This window comes from Flavitalea flava (assembly GCF_054461575.1).
Genome location: NZ_JBTLQH010000006.1, coordinates 117,344 through 138,313 on the forward strand (window position 1 = coordinate 117,344; position 20,970 = coordinate 138,313).

Genomic DNA, 20,970 nt, shown 5'->3' on the forward strand with positions numbered 1-20,970 from the left:
ATCTCCTGCTTCATCCAATCTCCTGAGCCGATTTCAATTCGGCCTTGGTCCATCCGTAAAAAATGCGGATCCTCTTCGGGGCTTAACTGCAAGTCGGCATTCCGAATTTATGCCAGGCTACCCTTTTTAAATAATAAACGATTTCTCCAAATCTTAAGCTTGCAGCTATGAAAAAATTTACCCAAACTCCTACTCTTTTTTTACTGGCCACTGTACTTTCCTTTACCCTTTCCCTCCACGGGCAAAGTGTATTGAATCCCAATGACTCGGTAGTAACTTACAATCCAAATGCCCCCGCCGGCAGTCTTTCCAATCCGAATATGCCGGATCCAAGTACGATCGGCAAATGGATCCGGACGGTCCGCCTAAGCTGGAATACCAAGGAATGGAAGGCCTATATCCTGCATACGATACCTTTCCGGCTTAAATTTCCCAGAAGTTATGACCCTACGGCCAACGACGGGAAAAAATATCCGATGCTGATCTTCTGGCATGGGGCAGGAGAGAAGGGCCCTGCTACGGATAATGAATTTTCATTAGCTAATGGAGGGCCGGTTTTCCAAAGCGCAGTCGATAACGGGACCTTTGACGGATATGTGCTGGTCTTCCAGACTCCCGGCAATGGCTGGAGCGGACCCAATTTCGATCTGGCCGTTCAGGTTGCGAATTACATGATCACAAATAATAAATTGGACCCGTTCCGGATCATCACCAACGGTCTTTCCGCCGGTGGGTACGCCAGTTGGGGCATGCTGGAAGATTATCCCAACTACACGGCGGCCTCTCTTCCCATGTCTGGAATTACCTTAGGCGATTCATTGGCGGCGAATCTTCTTTTGACAAAATTCACCCCGATCTGGGATTTTCAGGGAGGGCTGGATACAGGTCCAGATCCCAATACGGCCCAGGAGGTCGTAAACGGGTTTGCTAAGGTTGGTGGAAATCTGCGGTATACTTTATATCCAAAATTAGGTCATGGTACCTGGACAACGGCCTGGGCCGAGCCTGATTTCTTTCCATTCTGTACCAGGGCCTATATGGCCAACCCCTGGACCCTGTTCGGGCGAACCCAATTTTGTCCCGGGGACCCGATCAATGTGACGATCGGGGTGGCCCCGCGGCTGGATGCTTACCAATGGAGAAAGGATGGCGTGCTGCTTTCTTCCACGACCAACACGATCACGGCTACTGCTACGGGAACGTACGATTGCCAGGTTCAACGGAATGGTGTCTGGTCAGATTGGTCCCGCATTCCCGTAATTATCAGCATCAAGGTGCCCACCGTAACACCCCCGATCACGGTATCCGGCCTTATGAGTAAGGTCATTCCTTCTCTGGATAATAAAAGTGTAACGCTGAAAGTACCTTCCGGTTATGCCTCCTATATCTGGCAGAAAGTGGGGAATACGACTACCATCAGTACGGACAGCACGCTGAAAGTTACCGTGCCCGGGAACTATATCGTCAAGGTTACGGAGCAATTTGGTTGTTCCAGCAGTTTCTCCGCGCCCTTTACAGTGATCGATTCGGCCGGGCCTAATAAGCCGGATCCTGCTTCCGGACTGATAGTAACGACACTCTCTCTTACCTCCCTGGAACTGGACTGGAGCCAGAATCCTTCGCCAATTTATAATGAAACCAACTTTGAGATCTACCAGGCTATTCAGCCGGGTGGCCCTTATACCCTGGCAGCCATTACCGGCGCGGATGTGACCACTAAGGTCATCAGTGCCCTGCGAACAAATACGAAATATTATTACGTGATCCGGGCGGTTAATAATACGGGTGCTTCCGGGATCTCGAACCAGGCTTCCGGAACGACAATTGCCGATACCCAGCCTCCAACAGTACCGGGTAACCTGACCCTGGGGGGATCTACAAAAACGTCTATATCTTTCAACTGGACAGCTTCCACGGATAATATCGGGGTAACCCAATACTATATTTTTGTTAACGGGGTCAAGTCTTATTCCACGACCCAAACCTCTTTCACCGTCAATAACCTGCAGCCGGGGCAGAACTATATATTTACTGTACAGGCTGCGGATCTGGCGATGAACCTTTCTCCCTTGAGCAACCAGGTCAGCGGTCAGGCGCATCTGATCGGGTTGAACTATAACTATTACACCTTTACGAATACCTGGAATAGCCTGGCAAACTTCGGTACGCTGACCCCGCTGCTTTCCGGAGTGATGCCGAATGTATCTATTGCATCGGCTACCCAGACTAACAATTTTGCCTATCTCTGGCAGGGCTATATTCGTATACCCGTCACAGGAACCTATACCTTCCAGACAAGTTCTGATGATGGCAGCAAGCTATGGCTGGGAGGATTGAACCAAGCGGCTTCTCCGTACAGTTATTCCGGGACGGCGACTGTGAACAATGACGGTCTGCACGGAACTACTACCGTAAGTTCAGCAGCCATTCCCTTAACGGCAGGGACCTACCCGATTGCAATCGCTTTTTACCAGCAGGGTGGCGGCGCAGCGATGTCAGTAGGATGGAAATCCCCGCAGACGGCCGGTAATTTTGTGCCTATCCCCGATAGTGTGTTCCAGGATCAGGTCACGCCTGCCGGAGTGGCTCCTGCCTTTCCTGCAGCTATTAAAGCCACAGCAATTGCTTATAATAAGATCAACCTGTCCTGGATCGATAACAGCAATAACGAAACTGGTTTCGAGATATATCGCTCCACCACCGGAGCGGGGCCCTACACCATCATAACCACGACCGGCCCGAATGCGACCGGGTTCACCGATGCAACGGTACAACCTTCCACAACCTATGCTTATAAGGTGCAGGCCATTAATCAATATGGAGCGTCAGGGTATGACCCTGCTTCTATAGGCAGATTAACTTATGCTTATTATCAGGGTAGCTGGAGCAAACTCCCTGCATTTAATACGATGACTCCGGTATCGACCGGAACCCTGAATAATGTGTCCCTTTCCCCAAGTCCGACTACAACCAATTTTGCTTTTAAATTCCAGGGTTCGATCAGTATTCCGGCGACCGGCAACTATACCTTTTATACTACTTCCGATGATGGCAGTAATCTGTATGTAGGCGGATTCGATAGTGCCCACCTGGTGGTGGGAAATGATTTCCTGCAAGGCCCGACGGAAAGGTCCGGAACAGTTAACTTAACGAAAGGAACCTATGCTTATTTTGTTACTTACTTCCAGTCGGGAGGCGGCTATTCCCTCACCACCAGTTACCAGGGGCCAACCTTCGGTAAAAAGGCGATTCCGGATTCGGCATTAATCAACCAGAATTCAATGGCTACGACTTTTGCCTTACCGGCTGCGCCCCGCGCACCCTATAATCCGGTGGCTTTGGCTGTTTCTTCGTCTGTGATCATGCTTAACTGGGCGGATACGGCATCAGGGGTAACGGGTTACAATGTCTATCGTTCGATCGGCGATAGTTCCCGTTTCCTCCTGTTGGGTAGTTTGCCTTTTTCGGTCACTAATTATTCCGATACAGGACTTTATTCTAATCAGGTTTATTATTATAAGATAAATGCTACATGGATTGGTGGCAATACAGGTTATTCTCCGGTTGTCTTTGCGAAAGCGAAAGATATCCCACCTGTGATAACCCAATTGCCTGGCCGAAATATCCGATATGGTACGATCACCGCTGTTGCGGTAAGTGCCACTTCTACCAATCCCGCATCTCTTACCCTCTCGGCTGCCAACCTGCCTGCTTTTGCAAGTTTTGCAGATAACGGCAATGGAAAGGGAACGTTGACTTTTAATCCTGCCATCACGGATCAAGGCGTCTACAACAGCATTAAAGTAAAAGCTTCCAATCCTAACGGAGGGGCCGATTCAACCCTTTTCAACCTGACGGTCAATGGAAATTATACGCCGGTGATCAACCCGGTATCCGATACGACCATCAGTGAAGGCGATAGTGTCCGTATTGCCCTCAGTGCAACTGATTCAACTGCCGGAGCTATTTTGACCTGGTCGGTAGGAAGTCTTCCGAATAAATTTACTTTGGTTAATGGTGCGAACGGGTTTGCTACTTTAGTCCTGCAGCCCGGTTTTGCGGCCGCTGGTACGTATGCCGTGAAGGTAAATGTCAATGACGGACAAGGTGATTCCACGACCCGCAGTTTTAACCTGACAATTCTCGATAAGGATCCCAGCACAAAGATCTATGCGCGGGTAAAATATGCCAATACGATCGGAGCGCCCTGGAATAATATGACAGGGATCACAACGCCGAATCTACTGGATCAGAGTGGTAAGGTAACCACCGTAGGTATCAATTTTCTCCAGTCCTGGTGGATGCCTTTCAATGCGGGACCAACAACGGGAAATAATTCCGGCGTTTACCCGGATGCGGTCCTGAATGATTTCTGGTACTTCGGTTATTACGGTGGACCGGAGACGGCTGCGTTTTCGGTTACCGGCCTCAACCCGGCAGGAAAATACAACCTTACTTTTTTTGCCAGCAGCGTATTTAACGGGGCTGCTGATAACGGGACGACCATATATACGGTAGGAATCCAATCGGTATCCCTATATGTGCAGAACAATACCAGGAACACCGTATCGATTAATAACCTTTCACCCACGACAGCCGGTGCGATCACCGTGAATATGCAAAAAGCGCCGGGGACCCCGATCGGTTACCTGAATGCCCTGGTGATCACTTCCGTTTATGATGACGGCACGGCACCGGCAAATCCAACGGCATTGACCGCCCAAAATGTTCCGGGTAAAGGCGTTCAGCTGAACTGGCAGGATGCGGCTTATAATGAGACGGGATATGAAGTGTATCGTTCAACGAGCAGTGCGGGAACCTTTAGCCTGATCAAAACTGCGGATCCGGGTACGGCCGCTTTCCTTGATAGCGCCATCTCAGGAACAACCCAATACTTCTATACAGTAAGGGCGGTCAATAATCATGGAGTTTCTTCCTATACAGATACGGCAACTGTAAAGACCACCGATCGTATTCCTCAGATCGGTGCGATCGCCGATGTATTACTCAAGAATAATCAAAGCACCACGGTGACGGTAACGACCACGGACGATCCTACCGACCATGTCCGTCTGACGGCTTCCAACCTTCCTTCTTTCGCCAGTTTCGTGGATAATGGCAATGGAACAGGTACAGTGACGATCCAGCCGGCGGCGGGATTACTCGGCACTTTCCCCGGACTTACGATCAAGGCAACAGACAACAGCGATTCCAGCCGGTCTGCCAGTTTCAACCTGTATGTGGTCGATGCGAACCTCTCAGCTACCTATGTCAATTTCACCAATGGCGATAACATGTCTCCGGCGCCCTGGAACAATATGGCGATCCCTTTCCTTCCGAATGCCGGGACATTCCTCAGCGGGTTGAAAGACGATGGCAATACGGCAACCGGTGTATCTGTCACCCTGACGGATTCGTGGGATGGATTAGCGATAACGGGCATGCGCCGCCGCAACGGCACAGAGGTGTATCCGGAATCAGTGGAAAGGACCGCATTGTTTACCACCAATTCGAACGCGCACCGGATCACGGTGACAGGATTGAATGTTTCCAAAAAATACAACTTCCTTTTCTATAACAGTGATGGGACCAGTTCCAGTTCGCTGACCAATTTCACGGTCAACGGGCAGACTATCGGACTCAACGGATCGTATAATTCCAATAAGACTGCTCAGATCAACGGAATCAGCCCCGATGCCAGCGGAACGGTGGTAATCATCTGTTTAAAGGATGCTGCTGCTGCTTATGGCATGCTGAGCGCCCTGGTCATTGAAGCGTATACACCGGCTTCTGTAACAACGCTGAGCCCCGCAGATCTGCGGGTATTGGATTACACGGCTTCCAATACGGTATCCCTCCAGTGGCAGGACCGGGCGTCCAACGAGACCGGTTATGAGGTATGGCGTGCAAACGATGGAGGGACCTACTCGCTACGGGCAAGCCTTCCGGCGAACAGCACTACCTATGTTGATGTTAATCTTCCGGCCAATACAATTTATAATTATGCAGTACGGGCGGTGAATGGATCGAATCCCTCAGGTTATAGCAACCCGATCAGAGGATATACGTATGCTTCAACCGTATTTATCAATTTTTGCAGCAGTGCAAATGCGGCAGGCTCCCCCTGGAATAACCTGAACTGGATCTATGGGTTAGGTTCTACCTGGAATAATTTCAAGGATGAGGCAGGCGTTCCTACCAATATTGGCATGGTGCAGCCGGTGAAAGTGGATGGAATGGTGAGTCCGGGTGTCAATACGGGTAATAACTCCGGTATCTTCCCTGATAAGGTGATGGCCGAAGGATTTGGTATGTTCCCCGGCGATACAACCTATGTGATATTGAACGGATTAAATCTTACCAGGAAATACGATATCACGGTTTTTGCCAGCCTGACCAATTATCCGGGGGAGAACACCTCGGTGTATATGGTGAATGGCCAGACCTGTTTGCTGAACTCTCTAAATAACAAAAGTGGGACGCTTACGATCTTTGGTCTGGATCCGGATCAGAATGGGGAGATCAGGATCAGCTTTACAGGCTATCCGACAGCAACCTTCGGCCTGCTGGGTGCCATGATCGTTAAGGGCTATAATCCCTCTGCCGGTGCGATCTCCCCGGCTCCGACTGTATTTACGCAGGGTGCTATCCTTGCGACCGGTAACCGGTTTGCGACGCCCCCTCAGGATAGTATGAACAATAGGATCCTGAATGGTCTGAGGCCACTGACGGCTTATCCGAATCCGTTCGATCAGGACTTTACCTTATCAGTACCTTCATTGACTGGTGACGATATCCTGGTAACGATAACGGATATTAGCGGGAGACCGATCTATCAGAAACGGTTTGAAGGGCTGTATCAGGGTAATAACCAACTCCGGATTCAGCCGGAAAACCCGGTTTTTGCTGGGATCTATTTTGTTACGGTAACCTGTCTCAACAGGAACGACAGGCAAACCCTGAAGGTTATGAGGAAGTAAACGATAGATAATAAATGATAATAATAAAATGGAATCATTAGAGGTGGAGAGCAGGGAAGTTAAATTTTCAGAAACTTCCCTGCGCTGACCTTTGCGCGAGGCTACGAAGTGCAAAAAAAATACTGGTGTTTGGGGATTTTATTACTCTTTTAAGGCTCAGCGCCTTTCTGGACGGAATCATTTAATGTTAAACGGCAGTTAATATGCAAAAAAAAGGCTAACTTGCAGTAGCTTTATCTATATTTTATCTAATTTCCTTTGAGGTATGTGCTATTGCCTGGACCTATAAGGCTGTTTTCATCCTGTTTGAAACCCATTTCCATCCTTCTGTGCGAAGCCATTTAAACCCTCTGTGCGGGGCCAATTCCATCCTTTCTGTGAATTCCATTTTTCCTTCTGTCTTCCAATTTCCTCTCGTGATTCCATTCGTGAATGATCAATACTTTTTTTGATATATAAAAAACGTTTACTCCCTATCTTAAGTTTGAAACTATGCGTAATTTTACCCTGAGAATCCCTCTTTATTTACTGGCCCTTACCCTTTTCCTTACCTCGTCCTTAAACGGGCAGAGCGTATTAAATCCCAGTGACCCGGTCATAACCTACAACCCTTCTGCACCGGCAGGAAGCGCTACCAATCCTAACGCCCCTGATCTCAATACGATCAGCAAATGGATCAGGACTGTCAGATTAAGCTGGAACACAGATTCATGGAAGGCATATATCCTGCATACCATCCCATTCAGGCTTAAATTCCCCAAAAGTTATGACCCTGCGGCCAATGACGGGAAAAAATACCCGATGCTTATCTTCTGGCATGGGGCAGGAGAAAGAGGTCCTTCAACGGATAATGAATTTTCGCTGGCCAATGGAGGTCCGGTGTTCCAGGGTGCAGTGGACAACGGAGCTTTTGACGGTTATGTACTGGTATTCCAAACTCCCGGTACTGGCTGGAGCGGTCCAAACTTCGATCTGGCCATACAGGTAGCGAACTACATGGTCACCAACAACAAACTGGATCCCTTCCGCATAATCAACAATGGTCTTTCCGCAGGCGGCTACGCGAGCTGGGGCATGATGGAATCTTATCCCCAGTACACGGCGGCTGCCCTGCCTATGTCCGGGATCACCTTAGGTGACTCGACGGCGGCCAATATGAAAAATATAAAATTTACCCCGATCTGGGATTTTCAGGGAGGTCTGGACACGGGTCCCGATCCCAATACTGCCCAACAGGTTGTCAATGGTTTTGCCAAGGCAGGAGGAAACCTGAAATATACATTATATCCCCAACTGGGGCATGGTACCTGGACCACAGCCTGGGCAGATCCGGATTTTTTCCCGTTCTGCGTACGTGCCTATATGTCCAATCCCTGGACATTGTTCGGAAGGACCCAATTTTGTCCCGGTGATCCCATCAATGTTACCATTGGCGTTGCTACAGGGTTAAGTGCCTACCAGTGGAGAAAGGACGGTGTGTTGCTTTCTTCCACCACCAATACGATCACGGCCACCCAGACCGGGACCTATGATTGCCGTATTCAACGCGGCGGAGTTTGGTCCGAATGGTCCCGTACCCCGGTTGTCATCAGTATAAAAGCGCCTACCGTAACTCCACCGATCACCGTGTCCGGTCTGATGAGCAAAGTCATTCCTGCACTGGATAATAAAGGAGTAACCCTGAAGGTGCCTTCCGGTTATGTATCCTATGTCTGGCAGAAAACGGGAGATACTACTACCCGCAGTAAGGACAGCACCCTTAAGGTGACCGCACCCGGTAATTATATCGTTAAAGTGACCGAACAGTACGGTTGTTCCAGCAGTTTCTCGGCGCCTTTTACGGTGATCGATTCTGCTGGCCCCAATAAACCGGACCCAGCTTCGGGTCTTACGGTGACCACACTTTCCCAGACCTCCCTGGAACTGGACTGGAGTCAGAACCCTTCTCCGACCAATAATGAAACGAATTTCGAGATCTATCAGGCCACCCAGCCCGGGGGTCCGTATACCATAGCGGCTATCACCGGAGCGGATATTACCACCCAGGTCATCACCGGTCTGCAAACGAACACAAAATATTATTATGTCATCCGTGCCGTCGATAATACCGGTGCTTCCGCCATTTCCGGCCAGGCTTCCGGTACGACTACTGCCGATGCCCAGGCTCCAACAGTACCGGGCAGCCTGACCCTGACCGGATCGACCAAGACCTCGATATCCCTCAGCTGGACGGCTTCCACGGATAATATCGGCGTGACTCAGTACTTCGTTTATATAAACGGCGTTAAGACCTATTCCACCACCCAAACTTTCTTCACCGTCAATAATCTGCAAACCGGTCAGAATTATATTTTTACCATACAGGCTACTGACCTGGCGAAGAACCTTTCGCCCATGAGCAACCAGGTCAGCGGTCAGGCGCGACAGATCGGGCTGAACTATAAATATTATACGTTCACCGGGACCTGGAATGCGTTGCAGGACTTCGGATCATTGACGCCGGTGAGCTTGGGATTCATGCCGAATGTCTCCCTTTCTTCTTCCACCCAGGCCTCGAACTATGCCTATCTCTGGCAGGGTTATATCCGCATCCCTGTCACGGGAACCTATACTTTACAGACCAGTTCGGATGATGGCAGCAGGCTTTGGATCGGGGGGCTGAACCAGACTACTTCTCCATATAGTTTTTCAGGGACCCCAACTGTCAACAACGACGGTCTGCATGGTACCAATAACGTTAATTCTGCAGCACTCTCCTTAACGGCGGGAACATACCCAATTGCTATTGCCTTCTATCAACAAGGTGGGGGTGCAGTAATGGGCGTGTCCTGGAATACACCGCAGACCGGAGGTAATTTCAACGCGATCCCGGACAGTGTATTTGTAGATCAGATTGTTTCTGCCGGAGTGGCCCCTGCATTTCCATCGGCAATCAAGGCTACGGCAACATCGTATAATAAGATCAACCTTGTCTGGACAGACAATAGCAATAACGAGAGCGGTTTCGAGATCTACCGTTCCACAGGCAGCGGCGGACCTTATACCATTGTAACGACCACAGGCGCCAATAAAACCAGTTTTACCGATTCAACGGTACAGGCTGCGTCCACCTATTTTTATAAGATACAGGCCATCAATCAATATGGTGCTTCCGGTTATGATCCGGCTTCTCTTGGCGGTCTGACCTATTCTTATTACCAGGGGGCATGGAATAATCTTCCTCCTTTTAATTCGCTGGCGCCGTTTTCGACAGGGAACCTGCCGAATATTTCATTGGCTCCGAGCCCGACGACAACCAATTATGCATTTAAATATCAGGGTTATATAAATATTCCCACAACCGGCAATTATACTTTCTATACTTCTTCCGATGATGGAAGCAACTTGTACGTCGGCGGATTTGACAGCGCACACCTGGTCGTTATGAACGATTTCCTGCAGGGACCGACGGAAAGATCGGGAACTGTCTATCTTACCCAGGGCAGTTATCCTTACTTCGTAACCTTCTTCCAGTTAGGCGGCGGTTATTATCTCACCACGAGTTACCAGGGACCTGGGATCGGCAAAACGGCCATTCCGGATTCTGCCTTTATCATCAAGAACTCGATGGCAACCACTTTTGGTTTGCCTGCTGCACCCGTCGCTCCTTATAATCCGCTGGCAACGGCTGTTTCTTCATCCGTCATTGCTCTTAGCTGGGCGGATTCCGCAACCGGCATCACCGGCTATAATATCTACCGTTCAATTGGAGACAGTGCCCGGTTCCTGCTGCTCAGCAATGTGCCTTCCACCGTCACTAATTATTCCGATACCGGTCTTTATTCCAATCAGACCTATTATTACCGGATAAATGCAGTTTGGGTTGGCGGCAATACCGGTTATTCTCCCATTGTTTATGCCAAAGCAAAAGATATCGCACCGGTCATCACCCAATTGCCCAGCCGCAATATCAGGTATGGAGCGACTACGGTGGTTGCCGTCAATGCGACCTCGACCAGTCCGGCATCGTTAACGCTTTCGGCTCCCAACCTGCCGGCCTTTGCTAATTTTACCGATAACGGGAATGGCAAGGGAGTACTGACCCTACACCCCGATACTACGGATCAGGGCGTATATAACGGTATAAAGATATTGGCGGCGAACCCGAATGGCGGCGCCGACTCAACCATCTTCAACCTGACTGTCAACGGCAATTATACGCCGGTGATCAATAAGATATCCGATACGACTATCAAAGAAGGGGACAGCGTACGGATCGCCCTCAGCGCAACGGATTCCACCACAGGAGCCACGCTAACCTGGTCGGTAGGCAACCTTCCAAATAAATTCACCCTGGTGAACGGGGCTAATGGATTTGCTACTTTGGTCCTGCAACCCACCTATGCCGCGGCAGGTACCTATACCGTGAGTGTGAAGGTCAATGACGGGCAGGGAGATTCCATTACCCGCACCTTTAACCTGATCATCCAGGATAAAGATCCGAGCACCAAGATCTATGCCAGGGTAAAATATGCCAATACGTTGGGTGCACCCTGGAATAATATGACAGGTATTACCACGCCGAACCTGCTTGATCAGAATGGCAAGGTGACATCGGTAGGCATCAACTTCCTGCAATCCTGGTGGATGCCATTTAATGGCGGTCCGACCACGGGTAATAACTCAGGGGTCTATCCGGATGCTGTACTGAATGATTTCTGGTATTTCGGTTACTACGGTGGACCGGAGACTGCAGCTGTTTCCGTAACAGGTCTCAATCCTTCCGGAAAATATAATCTTACCCTTTTTGCCAGCAGCGTATTTAACGGGGCTGCGGATAACGGGACAACCATTTATACGGTGGGAGCCCAATCGTTGTCGTTATATGTGCAGAACAATACCAAAAACACGGTATCGTTCAATAATCTTTCACCAACGGCAGCAGGCGCCATCACGGTAAATATGAAAAAGGCGACGGGTACACCGATCGGATACCTGAATGCCCTGGTGGTCACCTCTGTCTATGATGACGGTACTGCTCCAGCACCTCCAACCCTGCTCACCGCACAAAACGTTCCCGGCAAAGGCGTTCAGCTGAATTGGCAGAATGCGGCTTACAACGAGACCGGTTATGAGATCTATCGTTCCCTGAATGCAGGGGTAACCTTCAGTCTGCTCAAAACGGCAGATCCCGGTACGGCCGCCTTTCTGGACAGCGCCATCTCCGGAACCACCCCTTATTCCTATACGGTCAGGGCGATCAATACTCATGGCAATTCCACCTACAGCGATACGGCTTCGGTTACGACTACCGACAGGATCCCGCAGATTGCGCCGATTGCCGATGTATTGCTGAAAAATAATCAAAGCACGACGGTAACCGTAACGACTACCGATGATCCGACAGATCATGTCCGTTTAACGGCCTCCAACCTGCCTTCCTTTGCCAGCTTCGTGGATAACGGAAACGGAACGGGTACGATCACCATCCAGCCGGCTGCCGGTCTGCAGGGCACCTTTACGGGTCTTACAGTAAAAGCTACCGACAACAGTGACTCCAGCCGTTCGGCAAGTTTCAACCTGTATGTAGTGGATGCCAATATATCCTATACCTATGTCAATATGACCAATAACGATAACCTGACACCGGCTCCCTGGAATAACCTGGCGATCAATTATCTGCCGAATGCTGGTACCTCCATTACGGGTCTGAAGGACGACGGGAATACGGCTACGGGCATCTCCGTAACCCTGACGGATGCATGGGATGGATTAGCGGTAACGGGTATGCGCAGAAGGAACGGTTCCGAAGTATATCCGGAAACAGTGGAACGTACTGCGCTCTATACGACCAATTCCAATGCACACCGGATCACGGTAAATGGCCTGAGTACTGCCAAAAAATACAATTTCGTATTCTATAACAGTGACGGGACCAGCTCCAGTTCGCTGACCAATTTTACGGTCAACGGAACGACACTCTCCCTGGATGGATCCTATAATTCTAACAAAACGGTTCAGATCAACGGCATCAGTTCCGATGCCAGCGGACAGGTCATCATCAGCTGCGCGAAGAATGCCAGCGCCGCATTCGGAATTCTTAGCGCACTGGTCATCGAGGCTTACACTCCCGCTTCGGTTACGACCCTGAGTCCTGCCGATCTGCGGACGGTGGATTATACCGCCTCCGGCACGGTTGCCCTGCAATGGCAGGACCGGGCATCCAATGAAACCGGTTATGAAGTATGGCGTGCAAATGATGGCGGCGCCTATTCCCTGCTGGCAAGTCTCCCTGCAAACAGTACCACGTATGCAGATGCGGGACTTCCTGCCAATACGAGTTTTAACTATACCGTCCGTGCGGTGAACGGAACGAATTATTCTACCTATAGCAATCCTGTCAGAGGATACACCTATGCCACTTCGGTGTTCGTCAACTTCTGCAGCAGCGCCAACGCGGCGGGCAATCCATGGAATAACCTGAACTGGGTTTATGGATTAGGGGCCACCTGGAACAACTTCAACGATGAGACAGGTGTTCCGACCAATATCGGAATGGTTCAGCCGGTGAAAGTGGACGGAATGGTCAGCCCGGGAGTCAACACCGGCAATAATACCGGCATCTTCCCCGATAAGGTAATGGCGGAAGGATTCGGAATGTTCCCCGGTGATACGACCTATGTCGTGTTGAACGGCTTGAACCTGGTACGTAAATACGATATCACGATGTTTGCCAGTCTTACCAATTATCCGGGTGAGAACAGTACGGTGTATATGGTGAATGGCAAAACCTATCTGCTGAATTCACTGAATAACAAAACCGGGACCCTGACGATCTTCGGCCTGGTTCCGGATCAGAACGGTCAGATCAGGATCAGCTTTACCGGGTATCCGACGGCTACCTTCGGCCTGCTGGGTGTTATGATCGTTAAAGCATACGATCCTTCCGTGAATACGATCTCTCCGGCTCCATCTGTCAATACACCGGGAGCGCTCAGGGCGATCGGCAACCAATTTGCGCAGCAGACCTCGGGCAACAGTGTACTGGACGCCCTCCGACCGCTGACAGCCTATCCGAATCCATACGATCAGGACTTTACCTTGTCGGTACCTGCCTTGGCTAACGATAATGTGCTGGTCTCGGTCACTGATGTCACCGGAAAACAAATTTTCCTGAAACGATTCGAAGGTTTGTACCAGGGCAATAACCAGCTCCGGATTCAGACTGCCGGAGCGATTCCTTCCGGGGTGTATTATGTAACCGTGACTTATGTCAACCGGAATGACCGTAAAACGTTGGAAGTCCTCAGGAAATAAGGCTGAAGAGGGAAACCTGCATTTCATAACGAATAAAAAGGGCTGGCCGGTTGGCCGGCCCTTTTCCTGGAGAGCGGGGAACAACCCTCTTTTTGGTGTAACTGTTGCACTTTCAACCATTAAATTGTATTTTAGGACCTTAATTGAACCCTGTTAAACCAGAAAATGGAAAATATTTCTAAGCTTTCGATTATCATTCCGGCCTATAATGAAGCAAGAACCATCCACCTGATATTGGATCGTGTCCTGGAAGTCGAACTCCTGAACGGGATCAAAAAAGAACTAATCCTCGTAAATGACTGTTCCACAGACGAAACCGAAAAGATCCTGCAGACCTATATCCAGGGTCATGCTGAGGCGGACATTCAGTATTTCAAACATGAAGTCAACAAAGGAAAAGGAGCAGCCATCCATACCGGCATACAAAAAGCGACAGGGGAATACCTGATCATCCAGGATGCGGATCTGGAATATGATCCCGAAGAATTTAACTTGCTGCTAAAGCCTGTTATACGGGGTTTTGCGGATGTCGTTTATGGGTCCCGTTTTCTCGGGGGCAATTCCCACCGCATTTTATTTTATTGGCACTCCATCGGCAATAAGTTCCTGACCATGTTAAATAACATGTTTACCAATCTGAACCTGACCGATATGGAAACCTGTTACAAACTCTTCCGGACTCCCATCATACAGAAGATAGTACTTAAAGAAAAACGTTTTGGATTCGAGCCGGAGGTTACGGCCAAGATCGCCCGTGTTCCGGCCATCCGTATCTATGAAGTAGGTATCTCTTACTATGGCCGTACCTATGAAGAGGGTAAAAAAATAGGCTGGAAAGATGGTTTCCGTGCTATTTATTGTATCATAAAGTACAATTTATTCAAATAGTACAAAAAATTCACGATCCGAATTCCCTTCAGCAGACAGATGATCCGGTTGGTTTGGGTACGCTGGAGCTGTTTTCCCATGCAGATGCGTTCAACCGTTGGATGTTCCAGCTGGTCGCTCCTTATTGCCGGGGGAAGGTTCTGGAGATTGGAAGCGGGATCGGCAATATCTCCGGGCTGTTGCTGGAACAGGAAGCCCAAATTACCTTAAGCGACCTGAGACCAGGCTATTGCACGCATTTAAAACAACAATTCCATAATAAGGCTAACCTGGAAGGCGTTTATCAGATGGATCTGTTATCGGCCGATCCTGAGAAGGATTATCCTTCCCTGATCGGTAAATTCGATGCAGTCATCGCGCTGAATGTGATCGAACATATCGGCGACGATGGATTAGCGGTCAGGAATTGCAGAAAGTTTCTGAAACCCGGTGGCCGCTTTGTTATCCTGGTTCCGGCTTTTCAGGCATTATATAATGGTTTGGATAAGGAATTGGGCCATTTCAGGCGATATAACCGGAAAGGATTGACCGGCTTGCTCCGGGAGGAAGGAATGAAGGTGACTGATGTCCGGTATTTTAATGGCGCGGGAATATTGGGGTGGTGGATAGCGGGATCCCTGCTCGGAAAAAAGGCCATCACCTCCGGTCAATTGTCCCTCTATTCTGTTTTTCTTCCTGTCTTCAGGCTACTGGATAAACTGACTACCCACCTGACCGGGTTATCGGTAATAGCGGTTGCAGAAAAGCCGGAGCAGTAGAGGATTAACCGGTACAGTAAGCGATTATCCGGTACAGTAGAGGATCAACCGGAGCAGTAGAGGATCAACCGCAATAGTAAGAGAACAACTAAATAAACCAGGTAACCTATATAAAAAGTATGCAGAACTCATACACCAAACAGCCTTATACTGGCTCTTCCCTGCCTTCGGGAGGGCTTTCCGGACAAAAAGGCGCCGGTGTCATGAAGGTGATCAGTGTGTTACTCGTGGCTGTATATTTGGTGAATTGCGGCACACCGCTTCGTTTGCATGTGGATATGCTCCGGTATTTTGCTATAAAAGATTGTATCGAACTGGGTTGTCCACCTGATTCCGAAGCGGCAAAGGATTATCTTCCCTTTGGTTATACGGCATTATTGCTGATCTTATCCAAGCTGGGCATTTTAAAATCGTGGAGCATCGTACTGATCAATTGTGTTTATTTATTCGCAGGAGTTTACCTGGTGGCAAGGATTTTTAAACCCACCCTTAATCCCCTTCTTTTACTGATATTGGTCCTGCTGAACTGGACGACCATAAAATTTGCGACGCATCCTCTTTCGGAAATGCAATACCTGTTCTTTTCCGTGAGCAGCGTATATCTGTTCTACAGGTACACCCAAAACAAAAATATTTGGCTCCTGCTGTCGGCATTTGCCCTGGGTGGGCTTGCCTTTCTGACCAGGTCGGTAGGTATATCGCTGGCGGCTGCCCTGGTCACCGGCCTATTATGGCAGTATCGTGAAGAATTGATCGTCCTGATCCGGAAGAACAGAATAGTAGTGGGAGGGATCATCCTGGTTTTTATTGGGGTCGTCGTTTTTTCGAAACAACTCGGGCTTAATCATTATACCGGTGTATTCAACAAACAGTTCAAGGAAGGGGTTACCCTGCCGGTAATGTTGGGCTGGCATTTTACGGAATGGGCGGAAATTGGATTTAATGTTTCCATCGTGAAGGTCCAGGGATTTTTTCCATTCGGGTCCGGTCCGTTATTTTTCCGTATATCCGGCATATTGATCTTTGCCGGATTCGCCTACCTGTTGTTTATCCGGAAAAATAAGATCCCTTTCATTGTAAAAAGTTATTTGTTCTTTTACAGTATACTGATGTTCAACTGGCCGTTCTACGATCCGCGGTTCTGGGTGCCTGTATTTCCTTTCGTGGTGGCCGTGTTGGTTCAAAGCAGTTTTTCCAAAGGCAAAGTGATCAAAGGTCTGGGAACTCTTTATCTCATCGCGTATTCCGCCTTGGGTGTCCTTTCGATTGGTTATATGACCTATACTTCCCTGAACAGGAAAGTCATGTCCCGGACCCATGCCAATGGGGTTTACCGGAATGAATACGAAACCTTCTTTTATGGAAAACCGCAATCCGATACGGCCTTGCGGATCGACCCGGCCGTATTGAGCGTTATTCAACGGTATGACAGATAAGGATCAGGTTTCAAAATGAATAAAAAAATGGAAACTGTAATACGGCCCGAAAAAAATAAAAAGGAAGGGATGAAAGTTTACTTTAAAAACCTGGATGGAATCCGTTTTATTGCCGCTTTCCTGGTACTCATTCACCACTCTATATTTTTTAAGAAGGGCTATTCGGACAGTACTATTTTCGTAGATAATGCGCTTGAACAAATGGGTCGGCTGGGTGTAAGTTTGTTCTTTATTTTGAGCGGATTTCTGATCAGTTATCTGTTACTCGTGGAAAAGGATTCAACGGGCACGGTCAGTTACCGGAATTTTTACATTCGCCGTATATTACGTATCTGGCCTTTATACCTGGGATTTGGTTTGTTCATCACCTTTTTCTCCCCCCTCATCGCCCGTAAATTAGGGATGGGAAGCGATACGGATTTTGCCTTAATGATGCAGAATCTTTTATTCCTTCTTTTCTTCGCCGTAAATTTTCAACTGGCCTTTATAGGGGATAACCAGGGGATATTCGAGGTCAGCTGGTCGGTCTGTATCGAGGAACAATTCTATGTGATCTGGCCTTTGTTGCTCAATACCTTCCGCAAAAGATTGCCTGCCCTGCTGGTCGTCATGTTCGGGGTGAGTATATTTATCAGGATCATGCTGTATGCGATCCTTCCGGCTTTAATGCCCCATGTGCGTCCCGACTATTTCCTCAGTGTGAATTATGAAATGATCTTCGATAAACTGGATTTATTCGGGGGAGGGTTATTCCTGGCCTTATTATACTATCACCGGGATAGATTTACCGTATTATTCCGGCGTCTGTTCCATCCTGCCCTGCAGGTGATCATGACGATCCTGGCCATCCTGTTCAGTCTTTCAGTGATCAAACCAGACCCGTTCTACCTGATCTTTTTTCATCACTATGTCTGTGATATCCTATACGGATATGTACTGCTGGCAGCAGTTTCCGAAAATTCCATCTACAACCTGGAATATCCCCTGCTGAAAACGCTGGGGAAAATATCCTATGGCATCTATCTTTTCCATACTTCGGTCTGCCAGATCGTGCTGATCTTCTTTAAAAAAGCGATCGGCCATCCGGAGTCAAGGATTCTCTATGATATCGGTTATCCCCTGACCAACCTGGTCGTAACCTGTACTATCGCCTATCTTTCTTATACCTTTTATGAAAGCTGGTTCCTACGGAAGAAACAAAAATTTGCGGTGGTGGCTACGCGGATATAATCACCTTTTTTTGCGGTTTGCGGACATAAAAAAGGAACCATAACACATTGTCCTTTATCAGTAAATTATAAAAGATAACGGGAATGGTTACCCCTGCAAAAATCCCGCATGCCAGGAGAATAACAGGGTTATGAAGCCCAAAGACTTTCATCAGCAGGGATCTGACAAAGGCGGCCACCATTACATGCATGACATATATAAAAAGGGAATGAAAACCCAATACCCGGAGAAAACGAAGGATATTCCAGGTTTGGAGACGGAAAGCCAGCACGAACATGGCAAAACAGCCGATCAGGGCAATGGCAAGGAATTCAAGTTGGCCCACTCCTTTAAGGGTAGCGGCTTCAGCCAGGTAAAAGACCTGGGTCACGGTAAATACAGGGATCATGACCAGCAGGGTTAACGGGCTATTTAAAAGGGCCTGGCTCTTCGCTTTGAAAAAGATCACAGATATACAGTCCCCCAAAGCAAAAAACACGAAAAACTCCATCCAATCGGACATCATGCTGATCTTTGTGCAAAAAGGCGCCAGGAAATACAGGCCGATTCCCAAAAGTAACTGGCCCCAGTTCGGTACTTTCAGCTTGACTTTTAGCAGAAGATATACCAGGGTAGCATTAAAAAGGGCAGGCAAATACCAGAATTGGTCCAACCCACGTGGTTGGTAGAGGATCAGCGTATAATCCATGACCGTCCTGTCGGAATTGGCAAAACGGGCGAGACAGATCTGCAGGGTGACCTGGATAAAGGCCCAGATCAGGTATGGATACAGCAGATTTTCAAATTTGGTAAAGATGAGTTTATTCAGGGGACGTCTGGCGATGCTTCCACCGATAAAGATCCCGGACAGGATAAAAAACAGCGGCATCCGGAAACTAAAAAAGATCATGTTGGCATTGATCAGCGATGTGGGAATAACCATGTTACCTCTTTGCAGACCGAGAAGCACATGCCGGTATACGACCAGTACGATGGCGATCCCCCGGAGATAATCCACCCAGGCCATCCTGTTCTTTTCCAGGATGGCGGTATTAAACGCCCTGGCAAATCCTTTTTTCAGGGAATCCGCAAGGGAAGCCCGGCTATGCTGATCGTTCAGGGTCTGGAGATCGTTCATAACACTAATTTTGAGTTCGTTTGGCCTTTTCCCAGACAGCCGACTGTCGGCCCCGCAAAAATCTGAAAAATCCCCATATTACCGATATATTCATGAACGTAAAATAATAGGGGAGTTTCAGAATTTTCGGTTGTTTGCCTGGTATCCCGGCAGCCAGCGCCGCCATACCGTAAAAAGCCAGTTGAGCGGCAAAAAACAAATAGTATAAAAAATGCCCCTGCTGAAGACATAAAATGAGATTGGAAACAAAGGCAATCACCAGGCAGAATGGGGTTACCGCCCATCGGAGCACTCTGTGTGAAATATAGAGGAAAGACAACCTGGGCTGCCGCCAGAAAAGTAAAAGAGGGCTGAGCAGGACAATCGACTGAAAGCCTCCGGCCGCAATCCGCACTTTTCGTTTTTGCTCGTCCCTGAGTGAGAAAGAAGGTAGTTCCATGGCATAAGCATCGGGTTCGTAACGTACACGATATCCTTTTTGCGCCACTTTCAGGGAAAGGACAAAATCATCGAGAATGATATCAGCGGACAAAGGCTCATACAGATCTTTTCGCAAGGAAAAAAGTTCCCCTGCAGCACCGACTACCGAATAAAAATCGGAATCGATTTTTTTAAGAAAGGATTCATATTTCCAATAGAGCCCTTCCCCGGCACCGACTTCTTCCCCTGTTCCGGCTTCTGTATTTTCTATCGTTGCCTGGCCCGTCCTTGTAATCCCTGCATTTTCCCAACGGCTGACCACTTTTTTCTCCCCGGCCACACCACCTACCTGGGGATTCGCATAATGCCGGACGATCCGGGAGGTTGCTTCCTTGTTCAACAGGGTATTTGCATCGCTGAAGATCAGGATCTCACCGGTAGCGAAGGTAACGGCCCTGTCCATCGCTGCGGATTTACCTTTTCGTCCGGGCAGATGAAACAATCGTAAGGCTGGGTAGGTTGCGCTCATCCGTTGTACGATCTCCGGAGTGCCGTCATCCGAACCATCGGTCACGAATAAAAATTCTATGGGCCCCGGATAATTCTGCTGAAGCGAATTGAGGATCTTGTTCTCTATAAAATCGGCCTCATTATAAGCCGCTACCATAAAAGAGACTTTTGGGAAAAAGCCGGATTCATTCGTACCCCTTGCCGGCTTTTTTATCCGGTTACCGGCGTAAGCGATCAAGGCGTACCCCGCGTAATTGTAAAAGACGAGAAAACAACTGATTATAAAAAGGTATTGCCAGAAAAGCATCATCTGAAAATTCGAAAAATATAAAGTT

Annotated in this window: 8 protein-coding genes; 6 read left to right on the forward strand and 2 right to left on the reverse strand. The window is 48.6% G+C overall.

Features of this window, described 5'->3' with window-relative positions; all coding sequences use genetic code 11:
* Positions 1-167: 167 nt before the first annotated feature.
* The 6 genes from ACX0G9_RS08430 to ACX0G9_RS08455 all read left to right on the forward strand — a co-directional run bounded on the left by ACX0G9_RS08430 (position 168) and on the right by ACX0G9_RS08455 (position 18,588).
* A complete protein-coding gene (locus ACX0G9_RS08430; protein WP_459064442.1) occupies positions 168-6,980 on the forward strand; it encodes a fibronectin type III domain-containing protein in 6,813 nt (2,270 codons plus the stop codon).
* 492 nt (positions 6,981-7,472) lie between these two features.
* Positions 7,473-14,276, forward strand: a complete 6,804-nt coding sequence (locus tag ACX0G9_RS08435) for a fibronectin type III domain-containing protein (protein ID WP_459064443.1) — start codon at positions 7,473-7,475, stop codon at positions 14,274-14,276.
* 165 nt (positions 14,277-14,441) lie between these two features.
* Positions 14,442-15,164 (forward strand): glycosyltransferase family 2 protein, encoded by a 723-nt coding sequence (locus ACX0G9_RS08440; protein ID WP_459064444.1) that lies wholly within the window; start codon positions 14,442-14,444, stop codon positions 15,162-15,164.
* The gene (locus tag ACX0G9_RS08445; RefSeq protein ID WP_459064445.1) at positions 15,134-15,922 is read left to right on the forward strand and encodes a class I SAM-dependent methyltransferase; all 789 of its coding nucleotides are present in this window, start codon (positions 15,134-15,136) and stop codon (positions 15,920-15,922) included. Before ACX0G9_RS08440 ends, ACX0G9_RS08445 begins: the two co-directional genes overlap by 31 nt.
* A gap of 119 nt (positions 15,923-16,041) precedes the next feature.
* A complete protein-coding gene (locus tag ACX0G9_RS08450) occupies positions 16,042-17,358 on the forward strand; it encodes a hypothetical protein (RefSeq protein ID WP_459064446.1) in 1,317 nt (438 codons plus the stop codon).
* 27 nt (positions 17,359-17,385) lie between these two features.
* Entirely contained in the window at positions 17,386-18,588 is a 1,203-nt protein-coding gene (locus ACX0G9_RS08455; protein WP_459064447.1) for an acyltransferase family protein, read from the forward strand.
* Here the strand turns inward: ACX0G9_RS08455 and ACX0G9_RS08460 are convergent.
* Together ACX0G9_RS08460 and ACX0G9_RS08465 are read right to left on the reverse strand one after the other, a co-directional pair.
* Positions 18,575-19,705 carry an acyltransferase family protein gene (locus tag ACX0G9_RS08460; protein ID WP_459064448.1) on the reverse strand — a complete coding sequence of 377 codons (1,131 nt, stop codon included), beginning with the start codon at positions 19,703-19,705 and terminating at the stop codon, positions 18,575-18,577. The genes ACX0G9_RS08455 and ACX0G9_RS08460 overlap by 14 nt on opposite strands.
* 4 nt (positions 19,706-19,709) lie before the next feature.
* A complete protein-coding gene (locus ACX0G9_RS08465; protein ID WP_459064449.1) occupies positions 19,710-20,945 on the reverse strand; it encodes a glycosyltransferase family 2 protein in 1,236 nt (411 codons plus the stop codon).
* Between the last annotated feature and the right edge of the window lie 25 nt (positions 20,946-20,970).

Bases quoted from the DNA above. Each gene is read 5' to 3' on its own strand.
- ACX0G9_RS08460 (WP_459064448.1), bottom strand. From the start codon at position 19,705: ATGAACGATCTCCAGACCCTGAACGATCAGCATAGCCGGGCTTCCCTT.
- ACX0G9_RS08430 (WP_459064442.1), top strand. From the start codon at position 168: ATGAAAAAATTTACCCAAACTCCTACTCTTTTTTTACTGGCCACTGTA.
- ACX0G9_RS08450 (WP_459064446.1), top strand. From the start codon at position 16,042: ATGCAGAACTCATACACCAAACAGCCTTATACTGGCTCTTCCCTGCCT.
- ACX0G9_RS08465 (WP_459064449.1), bottom strand. From the start codon at position 20,945: ATGATGCTTTTCTGGCAATACCTTTTTATAATCAGTTGTTTTCTCGTC.
- ACX0G9_RS08435 (WP_459064443.1), top strand. From the start codon at position 7,473: ATGCGTAATTTTACCCTGAGAATCCCTCTTTATTTACTGGCCCTTACC.
- ACX0G9_RS08440 (WP_459064444.1), top strand. From the start codon at position 14,442: ATGGAAAATATTTCTAAGCTTTCGATTATCATTCCGGCCTATAATGAA.
- ACX0G9_RS08455 (WP_459064447.1), top strand. From the start codon at position 17,386: ATGGAAACTGTAATACGGCCCGAAAAAAATAAAAAGGAAGGGATGAAA.